The 14,931-nt window shown below is 72.5% G+C and carries 12 protein-coding genes; 8 read left to right on the plus strand and 4 right to left on the minus strand.

The window, feature by feature from the left end:
* The 4 genes from NUT86_RS07140 to argJ all read left to right on the plus strand — a co-directional run bounded on the left by NUT86_RS07140 (window position 1) and on the right by argJ (window position 4,842).
* Complete coding sequence (locus NUT86_RS07140) at window positions 1-1,527, plus strand: asparagine synthase-related protein (RefSeq protein WP_274734206.1); 1,527 nt, start codon at window positions 1-3, stop codon at window positions 1,525-1,527.
* A gap of 41 nt (window positions 1,528-1,568) precedes the next feature.
* Window positions 1,569-2,513 (plus strand): agmatinase, encoded by a 945-nt coding sequence (gene speB / locus NUT86_RS07145; protein ID WP_018090802.1) that lies wholly within the window; start codon window positions 1,569-1,571, stop codon window positions 2,511-2,513.
* 14 nt (window positions 2,514-2,527) lie between these two features.
* Window positions 2,528-3,502 (plus strand): clavaminate synthase Cs1, encoded by a 975-nt coding sequence (gene cs1, locus NUT86_RS07150; protein WP_159489573.1) that lies wholly within the window; start codon window positions 2,528-2,530, stop codon window positions 3,500-3,502.
* A gap of 158 nt (window positions 3,503-3,660) precedes the next feature.
* Complete coding sequence (argJ, locus tag NUT86_RS07155; RefSeq protein ID WP_018090804.1) at window positions 3,661-4,842, plus strand: bifunctional glutamate N-acetyltransferase/amino-acid acetyltransferase ArgJ; 1,182 nt, start codon at window positions 3,661-3,663, stop codon at window positions 4,840-4,842.
* A 73-nt stretch (window positions 4,843-4,915) separates the two neighbouring features.
* Here the strand turns inward: argJ and NUT86_RS07160 are convergent, their stop codons facing one another.
* Window positions 4,916-5,920 (minus strand): alpha/beta fold hydrolase, encoded by a 1,005-nt coding sequence (locus NUT86_RS07160; protein ID WP_274734207.1) that lies wholly within the window; start codon window positions 5,918-5,920, stop codon window positions 4,916-4,918.
* Window positions 5,921-6,028: 108 nt separating this feature from the next.
* Window positions 6,029-7,213, minus strand: coding sequence for an LLM class flavin-dependent oxidoreductase (locus NUT86_RS07165; RefSeq protein ID WP_159489578.1), 1,185 nt, complete (start codon window positions 7,211-7,213; stop codon window positions 6,029-6,031).
* A 226-nt stretch (window positions 7,214-7,439) separates the two neighbouring features.
* Between NUT86_RS07165 and NUT86_RS07170 the strand changes: the two genes are divergently transcribed.
* From NUT86_RS07170 to NUT86_RS07180, 3 genes are all read left to right on the plus strand, one after another.
* Complete coding sequence (locus NUT86_RS07170; protein WP_093638857.1) at window positions 7,440-8,804, plus strand: aminotransferase family protein; 1,365 nt, start codon at window positions 7,440-7,442, stop codon at window positions 8,802-8,804.
* Between the two features lie 174 nt (window positions 8,805-8,978).
* Window positions 8,979-10,247, plus strand: a complete 1,269-nt coding sequence (locus NUT86_RS07175) for an ATP-grasp domain-containing protein (protein WP_274734209.1) — start codon at window positions 8,979-8,981, stop codon at window positions 10,245-10,247.
* A 23-nt stretch (window positions 10,248-10,270) separates the two neighbouring features.
* A complete protein-coding gene (locus NUT86_RS07180; RefSeq protein ID WP_274734210.1) occupies window positions 10,271-11,458 on the plus strand; it encodes an MDR family MFS transporter in 1,188 nt (395 codons plus the stop codon).
* Between the two features lie 120 nt (window positions 11,459-11,578).
* Here the strand turns inward: NUT86_RS07180 and NUT86_RS07185 are convergent, their stop codons facing one another.
* Window positions 11,579-12,385, minus strand: coding sequence for a S1 family peptidase (locus NUT86_RS07185; RefSeq protein ID WP_159489584.1), 807 nt, complete (start codon window positions 12,383-12,385; stop codon window positions 11,579-11,581).
* 20 nt (window positions 12,386-12,405) lie between these two features.
* Complete coding sequence (locus NUT86_RS07190) at window positions 12,406-13,206, minus strand: S1 family peptidase (protein ID WP_159489586.1); 801 nt, start codon at window positions 13,204-13,206, stop codon at window positions 12,406-12,408.
* 284 nt (window positions 13,207-13,490) lie between these two features.
* On the opposite strand from NUT86_RS07190, the gene NUT86_RS07195 reads away from it, so the two are divergent.
* Window positions 13,491-14,912, plus strand: a complete 1,422-nt coding sequence (locus NUT86_RS07195; RefSeq protein WP_274734211.1) for an MFS transporter — start codon at window positions 13,491-13,493, stop codon at window positions 14,910-14,912.
* The last annotated feature ends 19 nt before the right edge of the window (window positions 14,913-14,931 follow it).

Genomic DNA, 14,931 nt, shown 5'->3' on the forward strand with positions numbered 1-14,931 from the left:
ATGGAGCGGACCCTGCCCGCCGCCACCGGTTTCCTGGCCGCCGTCCATCAGGACGGGGGCCGGGCCCCGGCCCCGGTCTTCGCCTCGCTGGGGTCCTGCGCCCTGGAGCGGGAGGAACGGCACGGCCACACGCTGCACACCGGCCTGCTGCACACCGGCGCACCGGAGGCCGCCCGGGCGTACGGACCGCGCTGCGCGGTGGTGTTCGCCGGAGAGCTCTACAACCAGGCCGAGCTGCGGTCGCTGCTGCCGCCCGGCGCCGGGCCGGACGGTGACGCCCAGCTCGTCCGTGCGCTCTTCGACATCTACGACCTGCATGCGTTCCGGCTGCTCAACGGCCGCTTCGCCGCGCTGGTGCAGGGCGAGGGGCGGGTGCTGCTCGCCACCGACCACGCGGGCTCGGTGCCGCTGTACCTGACGGCCGCGCCGGGCCGGGTGCTGGCCGCCACCGAGGCCAAGGCGCTGCGTACCGCCCCCACGGGGCGTCCGCTGCCCGCCGCCCGCCCGGTCCGCCGTCTGCCCGGGGTCCACCAGGTCCCGGCCGGCACGGTGCTGGAGGTCGCCCTCGGCACGGGAGGCTGCACCGCGCACCGCACCTGGGCGCCGCCGCTCTCCCGCCGGATCCTGCCGGAGGACGAGGCGGTGGCGGCCGTCCGCCGGGCCCTGGAGCACGCGGTCCAGGTCCGTATGGGCCCGGAGGCGCCGCTGGTGGTGCTCTCCGGCGGGATCGACTCCTCCAGCGTCGCGGCGCTGGCCGCGGGCCGGGCGGCCGGCCCGGTCGACACCGTCTCGATGGGTACGGACGAGGCCGATGAGTTCCCGCAGGCGCGGGTGGTCGCCGCGCACCTCCAAACCGCGCACCGCGAACTCACCATCCCCACCGACAACCTGCTGCGCCGCCTGCCGCACACGGTCTGGGCGGCGGAGTCCCTGGACCCCGACATCATCGAGTACCTGCTCCCGCTGACCGCCCTGTACCTGCGGCTGGGCGGCACCGGGCGGCGCATCCTCACCGGCTACGGCGCCGACATCCCGCTCGGCGGCATGCACCGCGAGGACCGGCTGCCCGCCCTGGACACCGCGCTCGCCCACGACATGGAGACCTTCGACGGCCTCAACGAGATGTCCCCGGTGCTCTCCGGCATCGGCGGCCACTGGTCCACCCACCCGTACTGGGACCGCGAAGTGCTGGACGTCCTGGTCCCCCTGGAGGCGGGGCTGAAGCGCCGCTACGGCCAGGACAAGTGGGTGCTCCGGGCCGCGATGGGCGATGTGCTGCCGCAGGAGACCGTGCTGCGCCCCAAGCTCGGGGTGCACGAGGGATCCGGCACCACCTCGTCGTTCAGCCGGCTGCTCACCGCCGCCGGAGTCCCCGAGGGGCGGGTGCACCACGCCAAGCGCCTGGTCGTCCAGGAGCTGTTCGACCAGGTGGTGGTGGCCGGGCGGCACCCGGACGAGGTGGCCACCGAGGAAGTGGTGCAGCTCGCCGCCAGCCAGATGGAGAGCCGCACACAGCCCATTTCGTGACGACCTGTCACCCCGCGCACAGACGAAGGAGCAACCAGGGCGTGGAACGCATCGACACCACCGTCTCCCCCCGCTACGCGCAGATCCCCACCTTCATGCGGCTGCCGCACGATCCCGCCCCGCGCGGCCGGGACGTCGTGGTCATCGGCGCCCCGTACGACGGCGGCACCAGCTACCGGCCGGGGGCCCGCTTCGGCCCCCGCGCCATCCGCAGTGAGTCCGGGCTCATCCACGGGGTGGGCATCGACCGCGGACCGGGCACCTTCGACCTGATCAGCTGCGTCGATGCCGGCGACATCGATCTGACCCCGTTCAACATGCACATCGCCATGGACACCGCACAGCGTCGGCTGGCCGAACTGCTCGCCGACAACGCGGCGTTCCTCATGCTCGGTGGCGACCACTCGCTGACCCTCGCCGCGCTGCGGGCCGTCTCCGCGAAGCACGGGCCACTGGCCGTGCTCCATCTCGATGCCCACAGCGACACCAACCCCGCCTTCTACGGCGGCGAATACCACCACGGCACGCCCTTCCGCCACGCCATCGAGGAGAAGCTGGTCGATCCGCAGCGGATGGTGCAGATCGGCATCCGGGGGCACAACCCGCAGCCCGACTCGCTGGACTACGCCCGCGGGCACGGCGTGCACATCGTCACCGCCGACACCTTCGCCGACCTCGGCAACGACGCCGCCACCCGGCTGGTGCGGGACATCGTCGGCGACGCGCCCCTCTATGTGTCGGTGGACATCGACGTCGTGGACCCGGCCTTCGCCCCGGGCACCGGGACGCCGGCCCCCGGCGGCCCCAGCTCCCGGGAGGTCCTGGCGCTGCTGCGCGGCATCGGGGACCTGCGGCCGGTCGGATTCGACGTCATGGAGGTGTCGCCGCTCTACGACCACGGCGGCATCACCTCCGTCCTGGCCACCGAAATCGGCGCGGAGCTGCTGTACCAGTACGCCCGCGCACACGTCCAAGAGCACGCCTAGGAAAGGAAATCCCCGTGACAGTCGTGGACTGCACCGCTTTCGCCGGTGAGCTGCGCGCCCTCGCCGCGCGGCTGCCGCAGACGCCCCGCGCGGACCTGGACGCCTTCCTGGAATCCGCGCAGACGGCCGCCACCGCGCTCCCCGGCGCCCTGGCGACCGCGCTGGACACCTTCAACGCCGAGGGCAACCAGGACGGCTATCTGATGCTGCGCGGCCTCCCGGTGGAGGACGAGGCGGCCCTGCCGCCCACCCCGACCAGCACCCCGGCTCCCACGGACCGCCCGCTGCTGACCATGGAGGCGATGCTCGGTGTCGTCGGCCGCCGCCTGGGCCTGCACACCGGCTACAAGGAGCTGCGCGCGGGCACCGTCTACCACGACGTGTACCCCTCCCCCGACGCCCACTACCTGTCGTCGGAGACCTCCGAGACGCTGCTGGAGTTCCACACGGAGATGGCGTACCACGTCCTCCAGCCCAACTACGTGATGCTGGCCTGCACCCGGGCCGACCACGAGCGCACGGCGGCCACCCTGGTCGCCTCGGTCCGCAAGGCGCTGCCGCTGCTCTCCGCCGAGGTGCGCGAGCGGCTCTTCGGACGGAAGATGCCGTGCTGTGTGGACGTGTCGTTCCGCGGCGGGGTGCCGGACCCGGGGGCCATAGCCCAGGTCACCCCCCTGTACGGGGACCCCGGGGATCCCTTCATCGGCTATGACCGTGAGCTGCTCACCCCGGACGTCCCGGAGGACGTGGCGGCGGTCGCCGCGCTGTCGAAGGCGCTCGACGAGGTCACCGAGGCGGTGTATCTGACGCCCGGTGATGTGCTGATCGTCGACAACTTCCGTACCACGCACGCCCGTACCCCGTTCTCCCCCCGCTGGGACGGCCGGGACCGCTGGCTGCACCGCGTCTACATCCGCACCCCCCGCAACGGGCAGCTCTCCGGCGGGGAGCGCGCGGGCGACGTGGTCGCCTTCACCCCGCGCGGCTGAGCGCACCACCCGAACGGAGCCGGGCGGCGGGGGCCGCCACAACTGCCCCGCCGCCCGGCTCCGTTCCGCACTCCGGCAACGGAACATGGTATGGATCAGCGGGACGGCCCAGCGCCGCACCCCAGCCCGCCCCTTCGGTACCCGGGAGACGAACAGGCATGACGGACAGCAATACCTACGAACCGCGGGGGTTCGCGGTGCACACCGCGCCCGTGGGCCTCGGGGACGACGGACGGGACGACTTCACCGTCCTGCTCTCCACCGCACCGGCCACGGTGAGCGCGGTCTTCACCCGCTCCCGTTTCGCGGGGCCCAGCGTGGTGCTCAGCCGTGCCGCCGCCGCGGACCACCGCGCCCGGGGCGTGGTGGTGCTCGCCCGCAACGCCAATGTCGCCACCGGCGCGGAGGGCGAGCGCAACGCCCGCGAGGTGCGGGCCGCGGTGGCGCAGGCCGCGGGGCTGCCCGAGGAGGAGCTGCTGATCGCCTCCACCGGCGTCATCGGCCGCCAGTACCCGATGCCGGCCCTCCGCGACCATCTCAAGACCCTGACCGTGCCGTTGCCCGACGGCGGCTTCGACCGGGCGGCCCGGGCGATCATGACCACCGACACCCGGCCCAAGCAGGCGTGCCGGCGGGTCGGTGACGCCGTGGTGGCGGGCATCGCCAAGGGTGTCGGGATGATGGAGCCCGACATGGCCACCCTGCTCACCTTCTTCGCCACCGACGCGCGGCTGGACCCGGCGGAGCAGGACCGGATCTTCCGCCGGGTGATGGACCGTACGTTCAACGCCGTCAGCATCGACACCGACACCTCCACCAGCGACACCGCGGCGCTGTTCGCCAACGGTCTGGCGGGCGAGGTGGACCCGGCGGCCTTCGAGGAGGCGCTGTACGAGGTCGCGCTGACGCTGGTGAAGGACATCGCCCGGGACGGCGAGGGCGCCGGCAAGCTGATCGAGGTGCGGGTCCGCGGCGCCCGGGACGACGCGCAGGCCAAGCGGGTCGGCAAGGCCGTGGTCAACTCCCCGCTGGTCAAGACCGCGGTGCACGGCGGGGACCCCAACTGGGGCCGGGTCGCCATGGCGATCGGCAAGTGCTCCGACGACACCGACATCGAGCAGGACCGGGTGGTCATTCGCTTCGGCGAGGTGGCCGTCTATCCGCCCGGCCTGCCCGGGGCGCGGAGCGAGGAGGAGGTGCGGGACGCGGTCGCCGCCGAACTGGCCGGCAGCGAGGTGGTCATCGGCATCGACCTCGGCATCGCGGACGGCGCCTTCACCGTGTACGGCTGCGACCTGACCGAGGGCTACATCCGGCTGAACGCCGACTATTCGACCTGATCGCCACCCGGCCCGGGCGGGCGCGGACGGTACCCCGTTGTACCGTCCGCGCGCCCGCCCGGGCCGCCGGGTGTCAGCCGTCGCAGGCCGGTACCGTCGCGGGGCGGCGGGCCAGGAGACGGCGCAGCGCAGCGCCGACGAACTCCCGGTCGGCGGCGTCCGCCCCGGCCCCCGCGAGATGACCCCACACCCCCGGAATCTCCTCCAGCACGGCGTGCGGCAGCGTCCGCGCCACCCGTTCCTCGTCCGCGGCGGCGAAGCACTGGTCCAGGGCACCGGGCAGCACCGCCGCCTCGGCCGTGACCGAGGCCAGCGCCGCTTCCGCGCTGCCGCCGGACCCCGGGGTCGCGCCCACGTCGGTGCTCTCCCAGGTGCGCACCATGGCCAGCAGGTCCGCGGTGGCCGGGCCCGCCACGAAGAACTCCTCCCAGAACCCGGTGAGGTAGTCCTCCCGGGTGGCGAAGCCCAGTTCCCGGTACGTCTGCCGCGCCCAGAAGGGGTGCGAGGTCCCCCATCCGGCGAAGAGCCGTCCGGCGGCGCGCCGTCCCCGCTCCGCGCCGCCGTCGGCGGTCAGCGCGGCGGCCAGGCCGGCCAGGAAGACCTGGTTGTGCTCGCTGGTCACCGGGGCGCCGCAGACCGGCGCGATCCGGCGCACCATCCGCGGATGCGACACTGCCCACTGGTAGGTGTGCGCCGCGCCCATCGACCAGCCGGTGACCAGGGCCAGTTCCCGGACGCCCAGGTGCTCGGTGAGCAGCCGGTGCTGTGCGGCGACGTTGTCCTGCGGGGTGATCAGCGGGAAGCCCGCCCCGGAGGGGTGGTTGCTGGGCGAGCTGGAGACCCCGTTGCCGAACAGCCCCGCGGTGATGACGCAGTACCGGCCGGTGTCCAGCGGCCGGCCCTCCCCGATCAGCCAGTCGTAGCCGGTGTGGTCACCGCCGAAGAACGACGGGCACAGCACGGCGTTGGCGCCGTCCGCGTCCAGCGTCCCGTGCACGGCGTAGCCGATCCTGGCATCGGTGAGGGTCTCCCCGCTGAGCAGCGGCAGGGCGTCGAGCTCGAAGATGCGGTGCTCCACCGCGGTCCTCCTTGTGGTCCGGTGCGGCCGGCGGTGCGCGGAGCACGTCACCGAGCGCCGGGGAGTGCCCCCGCACCGGCCGCCGGGACGGGATGAACTGAGCGCTGTTCAGAGCCAGTTGGGCGCGATCTCGGTGGCCCACAGCTCCAGGCTGCGCATCTGTACGTCGTGCGGAATGAGCCCGGAGTACTGGCACTGGAGCAGGTACTCCGGGTCGTGGTGCGCCACCAGCTTCTCGATCTTGCGGTTGATGTCGTCGGGCGTACCGACCCACTCCAGGCCGCGCTCGACCAGCGTCCCGTAGTCCGACCCGATCGGCCCGGTCTCGCCCTCGTTCCGCAGCGCCTCGGTGAAGCCCATGGGGCCGAACCAGTTCTCGAAGATGAAACCGCCGCCGCGGGCCGCCCAGTGGTGGGCCTCATCGGCGTCCCGGGACACCAGGACGTCCTTCATCACGCCCACCCGCTCACCGCGCCGCAGTGTGCCGTGCCCCGCCGCCTCGGCCTCCTCCTGGTAGAGGTCCATCAGACGGCGGACGACGCGGTCGTCGGTGTTCATCAGGATCGGCACCACGCCCTCCCGGGCGCAGAACCGGAAGGTGTCCTCGCTGAAGCTGAACGGCTGGAACACCGGCGGGTGGGGCCGCTGGTAGGGCTTGGGGGCGATGCCCACCTCCTGGACCACCCCGTCGTCGTCCAGCCCGCGGCCGTACCGGCGCACCGCCTCGTAGGGGAACTCCAGGTCCTTCACCGGGATCGTCCACCGGTCGCCGGAGTGCGAGAAGGTCTCGGTCGTCCACGCCTTCTTGAGGATCTCCCAGTGCTCCTCGAAGAGCGCACGGTTGCGCCGGTCACTCTCGCCGGCGTCGGAGAGCGTGCCGCCCACGCCGTACACCTGGCCCATGACCTCGGCCCAGCGCTTCTGGAACCCCCGCGCGATGCCGACGAAGGTCCGGCCGCGGGTCATGTGGTCGAGCATCGCCAGGTCTTCGGCGAGCCGCAGCGGATTGTGGAAGGGCAGGATGTTGGCCATCTGGCCGACCCGGATGTGCTTGGTCTGCATGCCCAGATACAGGCCCAGCATGACCGGGTTGTTGGACACCTCGAAGCCCTCGACGTGGAAGTGGTGCTCGGTGAAGGAGAGCCCCCAGTAACCGAGTTCGTCGGCCGCCTGCGCCTGGCGGGTGAGCTGCCAGAGCATGTTCTGGTAGTTCTGCGGGTTGACGCCCGACATACCGCGCAGGATCTGGGCATGGCTGCCGACCGTGGGCAGATAGAAAAGGATGGACTTCACCGTGGTCCTCTCGGTTCGCAGAGCCGACGCATGGCTGTGTGCTGTAGGCGGCTCGACCGTCCCACCGGTCTCTTGACATCCATTTGATGCGGCGCCTGTCGGGCACCCCGCTCCGGCGGGCCCGGGCGGGGCCGGACGCCGGCCGGGCGCAGCGGTACGTCCAGCGGGTGGCAAGCCGTGGCGGGGAGCCTGGGGACGCGCCATCGCCGTCCCGAAGGAGCCCGCCTTGTCCTCAGACCGCCCCGCCCCGTCCGGAGCGTCCGGCGCCGAACTCGCCGCCACGGACCGCGCCACCCTGATCCACCCCACGCTGCCCGCGCACCGCACCGACCGGACCGTGCTGGTCTCCGGCTCCGGCAGCCGGGTCCGCGACGCCCACGGCCGGGAGTATCTGGACGCCTCCGCCGTGCTCGGGGTGAGCCAAGTCGGCCACGGCCGGCAGGAGCTGGCGCAGGCCGCGGCCGAGCAGATGACCCGCCTCGACTACTTCCACACCTGGGGCCCCCTCAGCAACGACCGTGCGGTGGAGCTGGCCGCACGGCTGGCCGGACTGAGCCCGGAACCGCTGCGCCGGGTGTACTTCACCAGCGGCGGCGCCGAGGGCAACGAGATCGCGCTGCGGATGGCCCGCCTCTACCACCACCGGCGCGGCGAGCCGCAGCGGACCTGGATCCTCTCCCGCCGGATGGCCTACCACGGCATCGGCTACGGCAGCGGCGGAGTCTCCGGATTCCCCGTCTACCACGACGGGTTCGGGCCCTCCCTCCCGGACGTCCACTTCCTGACCCCGCCGCACCCGTACCGCCGGGAGCTGTTCTCCGGCGCCGAGGTGACCGACTTCTGCCTGGCCGAGCTGCGCGAGACCATCGAGCGGACCGGCCCGGAGCGGATCGCCGCGATGATCGGCGAGCCCGTCATGGGCGGCGGCGGCGCGGTGATCCCGCCCGCCGACTACTGGCCGCGGGTCGCCGAACTGCTGCGCTCCTACGGCATCCTGCTGATCTCCGACGAGGTGGTCACGGCCTACGGGCGCCTCGGGCACTGGTTCGCCGCGGAGCACTTCGGCGCGGTCCCCGACATCATGGTCACCGCCAAGGGCCTCACCTCCGGGTACGTACCGCACGGCGCCGTCCTGACGACCGACGAGGTCGCGGCCGAAGTGACCGGAGACCACGGCTTCCCCGTCGGCTACACCTACACCGGGCACCCGACGGCCTGTGCCGTGGCGCTGGCCAACCTGGACATCATCGAGCGCGAGAAACTGATGGCCAACGCCACCGTGGTCGGTGACCACCTGGGGTGGCGGCTGGCGGAGCTGACCGACCTGCCGGTCGTCGGCGAGGTGCGGCAGCTCGGGCTGATGCTGGCGGTGGAGCTGGTGTCCGACAAGGACAGCCGCCGGCCGCTGACGGGCGGCACCCTCGCCGTGGCGGACGCGCTGCGGGAGCAGGCCGGCATCCTGCTGCGCACCAACCCGAACGCGCTGGTGATCAACCCGCCGCTGGTCTTCAGCCGTGCCGACGCGGACGAACTCGTGGACGGGCTGCGGTCCGTGCTCAGCCGGACCGGTCCGGACGGGCAGGTGCACTGACGTTCCGGTCCCGCCGCTCACCGGTACGGCTGCCCCGGTGTGTGGCGGGACGTCAAACGGTTCTGCAAGCGGGTGCCAAGGGCCGCGGGGCAGTCTGGCGGGGCCGTGCCGGGCGGCGGCCGGGCCGCGCCCGCACCAGCCCGGTCCATCTGCGTCCGCACCTCCGGAGACCCCATGCCACAGCGCCCGAAAATCGTCCTCGTCGGTCAGTTGTCCAGCTTTCCCTGGGTGTTCGAATCCGCTGAGCGCGCCGGTATCGACCTGGTGCTCGTGCCCCGGGGTGACGACTCCGTGGAGTCCGCCGGGCGCGCGAAGTCGGTGGTCGAGGTCCTGCCGCTGGACATCGACGGGGACCCGGAGTCGGCGCTGTCCACGCTCGTCGAGCGCTTCCGGCGCGACCCCTTCGACGGGATCATGCCGGGCAACGAGAAGGTGGTGCCCTTCGTGGCCCGCGCCGCCCGGATGCTGGGACTCCCCGGCCTGCCCGAGGAGGTGGCGGCGGTGGTCCGGGACAAGCGCAGCATGCGGCGGCTGCTGCGCGAGGCGGGACTGGGGGCGCCCGGCTTCGTCAGCCTGGACGGCCCGGACCGCTGGGCGGACGCACTGACCCTGCGCTTCCCCGTGGTGGTCAAGCCGGCGAACGGCTACTCCAGCCTCGGCGTGGTCCGCGTGGACGACAAGGACCAGCTGGTGCCGGCCGTCGCCCGGACATGGGAGCTGTGCGAGACCGAGCTGCGGCAGGCCGGCGGGCCGGCCGACGGGGTCGGCGTGCTGGTCGAGGAGTACCTGGACGGTCCGGAGATCGCCGCCGAGTCCCTCGTCCACCAGGGCAGGGTGCGGGTCTGCGCCATCGAGTGGAAGGGGGAGATGACCGGGCCCTACTTCGAGGAGACCACGGTGCGCGCGCCCGCCCAACTGCCCGCGGACGTGCTGGCCGCGATCGAGGCGGAAGTGATCGGCGCGCACCATGCCTTCGGCGTCACCGAAGGCGCCACGCACACGGAGCTGCGGCTGATCGGTGGCGTACGGCCGGTCCTGCTGGAGATGGCCGCGCGCATCGGCGGCGCGGGCGTCAACCACTACCTGACGCACATTGCCGGCGGGATCGACCTGGCCGCCGAGGCGCTGCGCATCCACCTCGGCCAGGAGCCGGTCTGCTGGAGCCAGGAGCCGGTGCCTACCGGTCACGCGGCGGCCTACTCGGTGCCGGTCGGCAAGGGCGGACGGATCGTCCGGGTACACGGGCTGGACGCCGTACGCGCCGACCCCCGGGTCGACCAGGTGGTGCAGACCGTCGGCCCCGGCGCCCTGCTCCGCCCCTACCCGGACTGGGCGGGGTACCCGGCCATCGTCCTGTCCCACCACGAGTCGGACGCCGCCGCCGTGGAGTTCCGCGATCACCTGGTGCGGACCCTGCACGTCGAGTACGAGGAGGAGAGCTGAGCGCGCAGCAGCCGGGCGGGACCGTGGTGAAGGCGCTCCGCACCTCCCTGGGCGGGCTGCCGCGCCCGTTCTGGTGGCTCTGGGGCGAGACCCTCATCACCTCCGCCGGCGGATTCGTCCTGCCCTTCCTGGCGATCTACCTGACCAGCGTGCGCGGGTACTCGGTCTCCTTCGCCAGCCTGGCCCTGACGGTGTTCGGGGTCGGCAGCGGAATCGCCTCGCTGGCCGGCGGTGTGCTCGCGGACCGTCTCGGCCGCCGGGTGGTGCTGCTGGCGAGCGAGGTGCTGGCGGTGGTCGGCATGCTGGCGCTCGGCACGGCACGCACCCAGATCATGGTGCTGGTCGGCACGCTCGTGGTGGGGGTGGGGCTGAACGCCACCCGGCCCGCGCGGGCGGCGGCCGTCGCGGACCTGGTGAGCGAGGAGGGCCGCCCCCGGGCGTTCTCGCTGCTCTACTGGGGCACCAACCTGGGGTCCTCCGTCGCGGCGGTCAGCGCCGGCCTCGCCGCCGAGCACGGCTTCTTCCTGCTGTTCGTGGTCAATGCGTGCGCCAACCTGGCCGCGGGAGCCGTGGTCTACCGCTGCGTCCCCGAGACCCGCCCGGAGCCGGTGCCGCGTCGCGGCAGCAAGTCCCTGCCGGCCGGGGCCGTCCACCGCGACCGGCCCTTCCTGGTGCTGCTCGGGTCGGTGCTGCTGCTGGGAATACTGTTCCAGCAACCGCTGGTCGCCCTCCCGCTGACCATGACGGCCGACGGGCTCTCCCCGGCCGGCTACGGACTGGCCATGATGATGAACGGCCTGGTCATCGTCATCTTCCAGATACCGCTGACCCGCCTCGCGGGACGTATACGGCCCGAGTTCGCGCTCGCCGCGGCCACCGTGCTCACCGGTATCGGCCTGGGCTGCACCGCCGCCGTCCACTCCGTGCCGGGGTACGCGGCGACCGTGGTGCTGTGGAGCCTGGGCGAGATCGTGATCTGGCCGACCTGCATGACCTTGGTCGCCGCCCTGGCGCCACCCCACCAACAGGGCGCCTACCAGGGCTGGTTCCTCTCCGTATGGAGCGTCTCCGTCGCCCTGGCGCCCCTGTTCAGCTCACAACTGATCGGGGCCTTCGACGGCACCGCCGTGGTCTGGACGGCCTGCCTGGTCCTGGCACTCGTGGCCGCCACCGCCCATCTCGTCCTCGCCCGGCTCCGCCGGCCGGTGTGACGAGGGGACCCGGCTGACGGGGAACCGGCTGATCTCGTCAGCGCTTTCCCGGGCGCGGGCGTTCCTCCGGCGGAGTGGTGAGCGGGCCGGCCGTCCGGCCGCCCCGCTCACCACGCATCCTTACCCGAGCTGCCGGCCGATCTCGCGGGAGAAGGCCGCGACCCGGGTGTAGACGCCGGTCGTGGGGGTGGTGGCGTTGCCGCCGGCCAGCCAGCTGACGATCCCGATCAGCTTGCCGCCGGCGACGAGCGGGCCGCCGCTGTCGCCTTCGGCATGGTGGGCGCCGGTGACCGGATCGTTGGCGCAGACGTGCATTTTGGGGTCGATGTCGCCCCAGGGGTTGAGCCGTTGACATGTCCGGTCGGCCAGGACCCGCAGGTTCGCCGACCGGAGCACATTCGCCTCACGGCCCTCGTTGTCCAGCAGACCCCAGCCATGGACCCGGGCACGGGTGCCGGGGCGGTACGGACCGGTGTCGGCAGCGGTGGCCACGGGCAGCGGGGTGTACTGCGGTGGCATCGGCTTGTCGAGCGTGAGGACGGCGACGTCGTTCTCCAGGTGGCGGCCGAATCGCGGATGGATCCAGGCCTTGGTCACCTTGCGCATCCGGCCTTCGTGGCGGCGCAGGTCGGTACGGCCCGCGACCACCCCCAGATCGGTGGGGGCCTCGTCGACGACGCAGTGGGCGGCGGTGACGACCTTCCTCGGAGTGACCAGGGTGCCGCCGCAGAACTGCCCCGAGCGCGGATAGGTGTCGGTCTGCCGCCACAGGTTGATCGTGACGGTCCACGGCGCGGCTGCCGTACTGGATTTCTGTCCGCCGATGACGGCCTGGGCGGGGTGCGCCGGCAGCACGGCGAAGCCGGCCCCGACGAGCACCATGAGCCCTGCCAGGACCGCCCACCGCAGGTACTTGTGTCGCGCCATGTGGATGCTCCCCTGCCCGCTCATCCGGCGATCCGGCTCTGGAGGAGCGGGTAGTAGGAGGCCGCCTTCACGGCGACGCCCGGGTAGAGGCGGCTGGTACAACTGCCGCCGCCGCTGATGACACCGACCAGCCGCCCCCGCACCACGACCGGCCCCCCGCTGTCCCCGGAACATGCGCTGACACCGCCCGCCGGGTAGCCGAGGCACATCGTGTAGGACTTCTGGTACCGGCGGGTGCCATACGCCGTGATGCACTGCTCGTCGCCCCGGTTGGGTATCAGTGCGGTCTGCAGCGGCGGCACCCGGAGGTCATCGTCGCGGCCCGTGGTGGAGCCCCACCCCAGGACCCTGTTGGGCGTGCCTTCCTCGTACAGCTTCTGCTGCGCCGGGGTGGCGAGCGGCAGGGTCCGGTACGGCATGGGGGCGTTGAGGGTGAGGACGGCGAGGTCGTGCGCGTAGGTGGCGCCGTTCCCTTCGGTGTCGGCCTTGGGGTGGATCCACAGCTTCGCCACCTTGCGCACGGTGCCCTTGCGGGTGTCCCGCAGATCCTCCCGTCCGCCCACCACACGCACGCCGTCGACGGTGGCCGGGCTCACGCAGTGGGACGCCGTCAGCACCTTGCGCGGCGCGACGAGGGTGCCCGCGCAGTCCGGGTCCTTCACGTCCCGCGACGTCAGAGCGACCGTCCACGGATACTTCTTGATCTCGGCCCGGTCTCCCCCGACGACCGCGGCGGCGGGCGGGGCGGACGACCCCACCAGCGCCGCCCCCACCAGGACCGCGCCCGCCAAGGTGCCGCGGCGGGTTCTCGCTTTGCTCATCAGTCCTCCATTGACGATCGAACAAAGTCGCCCAGGGAGAGGCCGTGGAGAGTAAGGCGGTTGCCTTGCCCCTCCGGGCGCCCGCATATGGCCGGCATGAGCCAGGGCCTCTTGACACGCTTCCGCTCGTGACCGGGCCGTGTGTCCCCCTCGGCCCCGTCATGGTGCCCGCCCGCATGGTGCGGCCCCGAAGTGTGGTGTCCCACCACATGTGCGCCTGACCTGGGCATTTCTACGGTGTGGCGATACGTCAACGTCCGCGTAGCCGCCCGGAAGTGGTGACCATGGCCGCCCCCGCAACCTCCCCGCCCGCGTCCGCGAACCTCAGGCGCATCGTCGCCGCGAGCCTGATCGGCACGACCGTCGAGTGGTACGACTTCTTCCTCTACGGGTCCGCCGCCGCGCTGGTGTTCAACAAGCTGTTCTTCCCCGGGTCCGATCCGCTCGTCGGGACCCTGCTGTCGTTTCTGACGTACGCGGTGGGCTTTGCCGCGCGGCCCCTCGGGGCGCTGGTCTTCGGGCATTACGGGGACCGGCTGGGGCGCAAGAAGCTGCTGGTGCTGAGCCTGCTGCTGATGGGCGGGGCGACCTTCGCGATCGGGCTGCTGCCGACCCATGCGACGGTCGGCACGGCGGCGCCGGTGCTGCTGACCGCGCTGCGGCTGGTCCAGGGGTTCGCGCTGGGCGGTGAGTGGGGCGGCGCGGTGCTGCTGGTGTCGGAGCACGGGGACGCCCGGCGGCGCGGGTTCTGGGCGTCCTGGCCACAAACCGGAGCACCCGCAGGGCAGTTGCTGGCCACCGGGGTGCTGTCGGTGATGACGGCGCTGCTGTCGGACGCTGCGTTCACGTCCTGGGGCTGGCGGGTGCCGTTCCTGCTCTCGGGCGTGCTGGTGATCGTGGGGCTGTGGGTGCGGCTCTCGGTGGACGAATCACCGGTGTTCCGGGCCGCGTTGGCGCGTGCCGAGGCCCGGCGGGCGGAGGGTGCCGCGCTGGAGAGGATGCCGTTGGTGGCGGTGCTCAGGCACCACTGGCGGGATGTGCTGATCGCGATGGGGGCGCGGATGGCCGAGAACATCTCGTACTACGTGATCACGGCGTTCGTGCTCGTGTACGCGACCTCGCACACCGGGCTGTCGCAGCAGACCGCCCTGAACGCCGTACTGATCGCCTCGGCGCTGCACTTCGCGGTGATCCCCGCCTGGGGCGCGCTCTCGGACCGGATCGGGCGCCGGCCGGTCTATCTGCTCGGCGCGGCCGGTGTCGGCGTCTGGGCGTTCCCGTTCTTCGCGCTGGTGGACTCCCACCACTTCGGGCCGCTGCTGCTCGCGGTGAGCGTCGGCCTGGTCTTCCACGGTGCGATGTACGCGCCGCAGGCGGCCTTCTTCGCGGAGATGTTCGCGACCCGGATGCGGTACTCGGGCGCCTCGATCGGTGCCCAGTTCTCCTCGGTCGCGGCCGGTGCGCCCGCCCCGCTGATCGCAACCGCGCTGCTCGCCGACTACGACAGCCCGACGCCGATCGCCCTGTACGTCATCGCCGCCGCGCTGCTGACGCTGCTCGCGGTGGGGGTCGCGCGGGAGACCCGCAGCCGGGATCTCACCGCGGTGGACGGGAACGCGGTGGAGGGGAACGCGGTGGCCGGCGAGGGCCGCACGGCCGGTCCGGACGGCGGGGCGTCATCGGCCGTACCGTCCGGAGGGGCCTGAACCACCTGATGTACGGCGG

The organism is Streptomyces sp. G7(2002), from assembly GCF_028870195.1.
Lineage (GTDB): Bacteria > Actinomycetota > Actinomycetes > Streptomycetales > Streptomycetaceae > Streptomyces > Streptomyces nigrescens.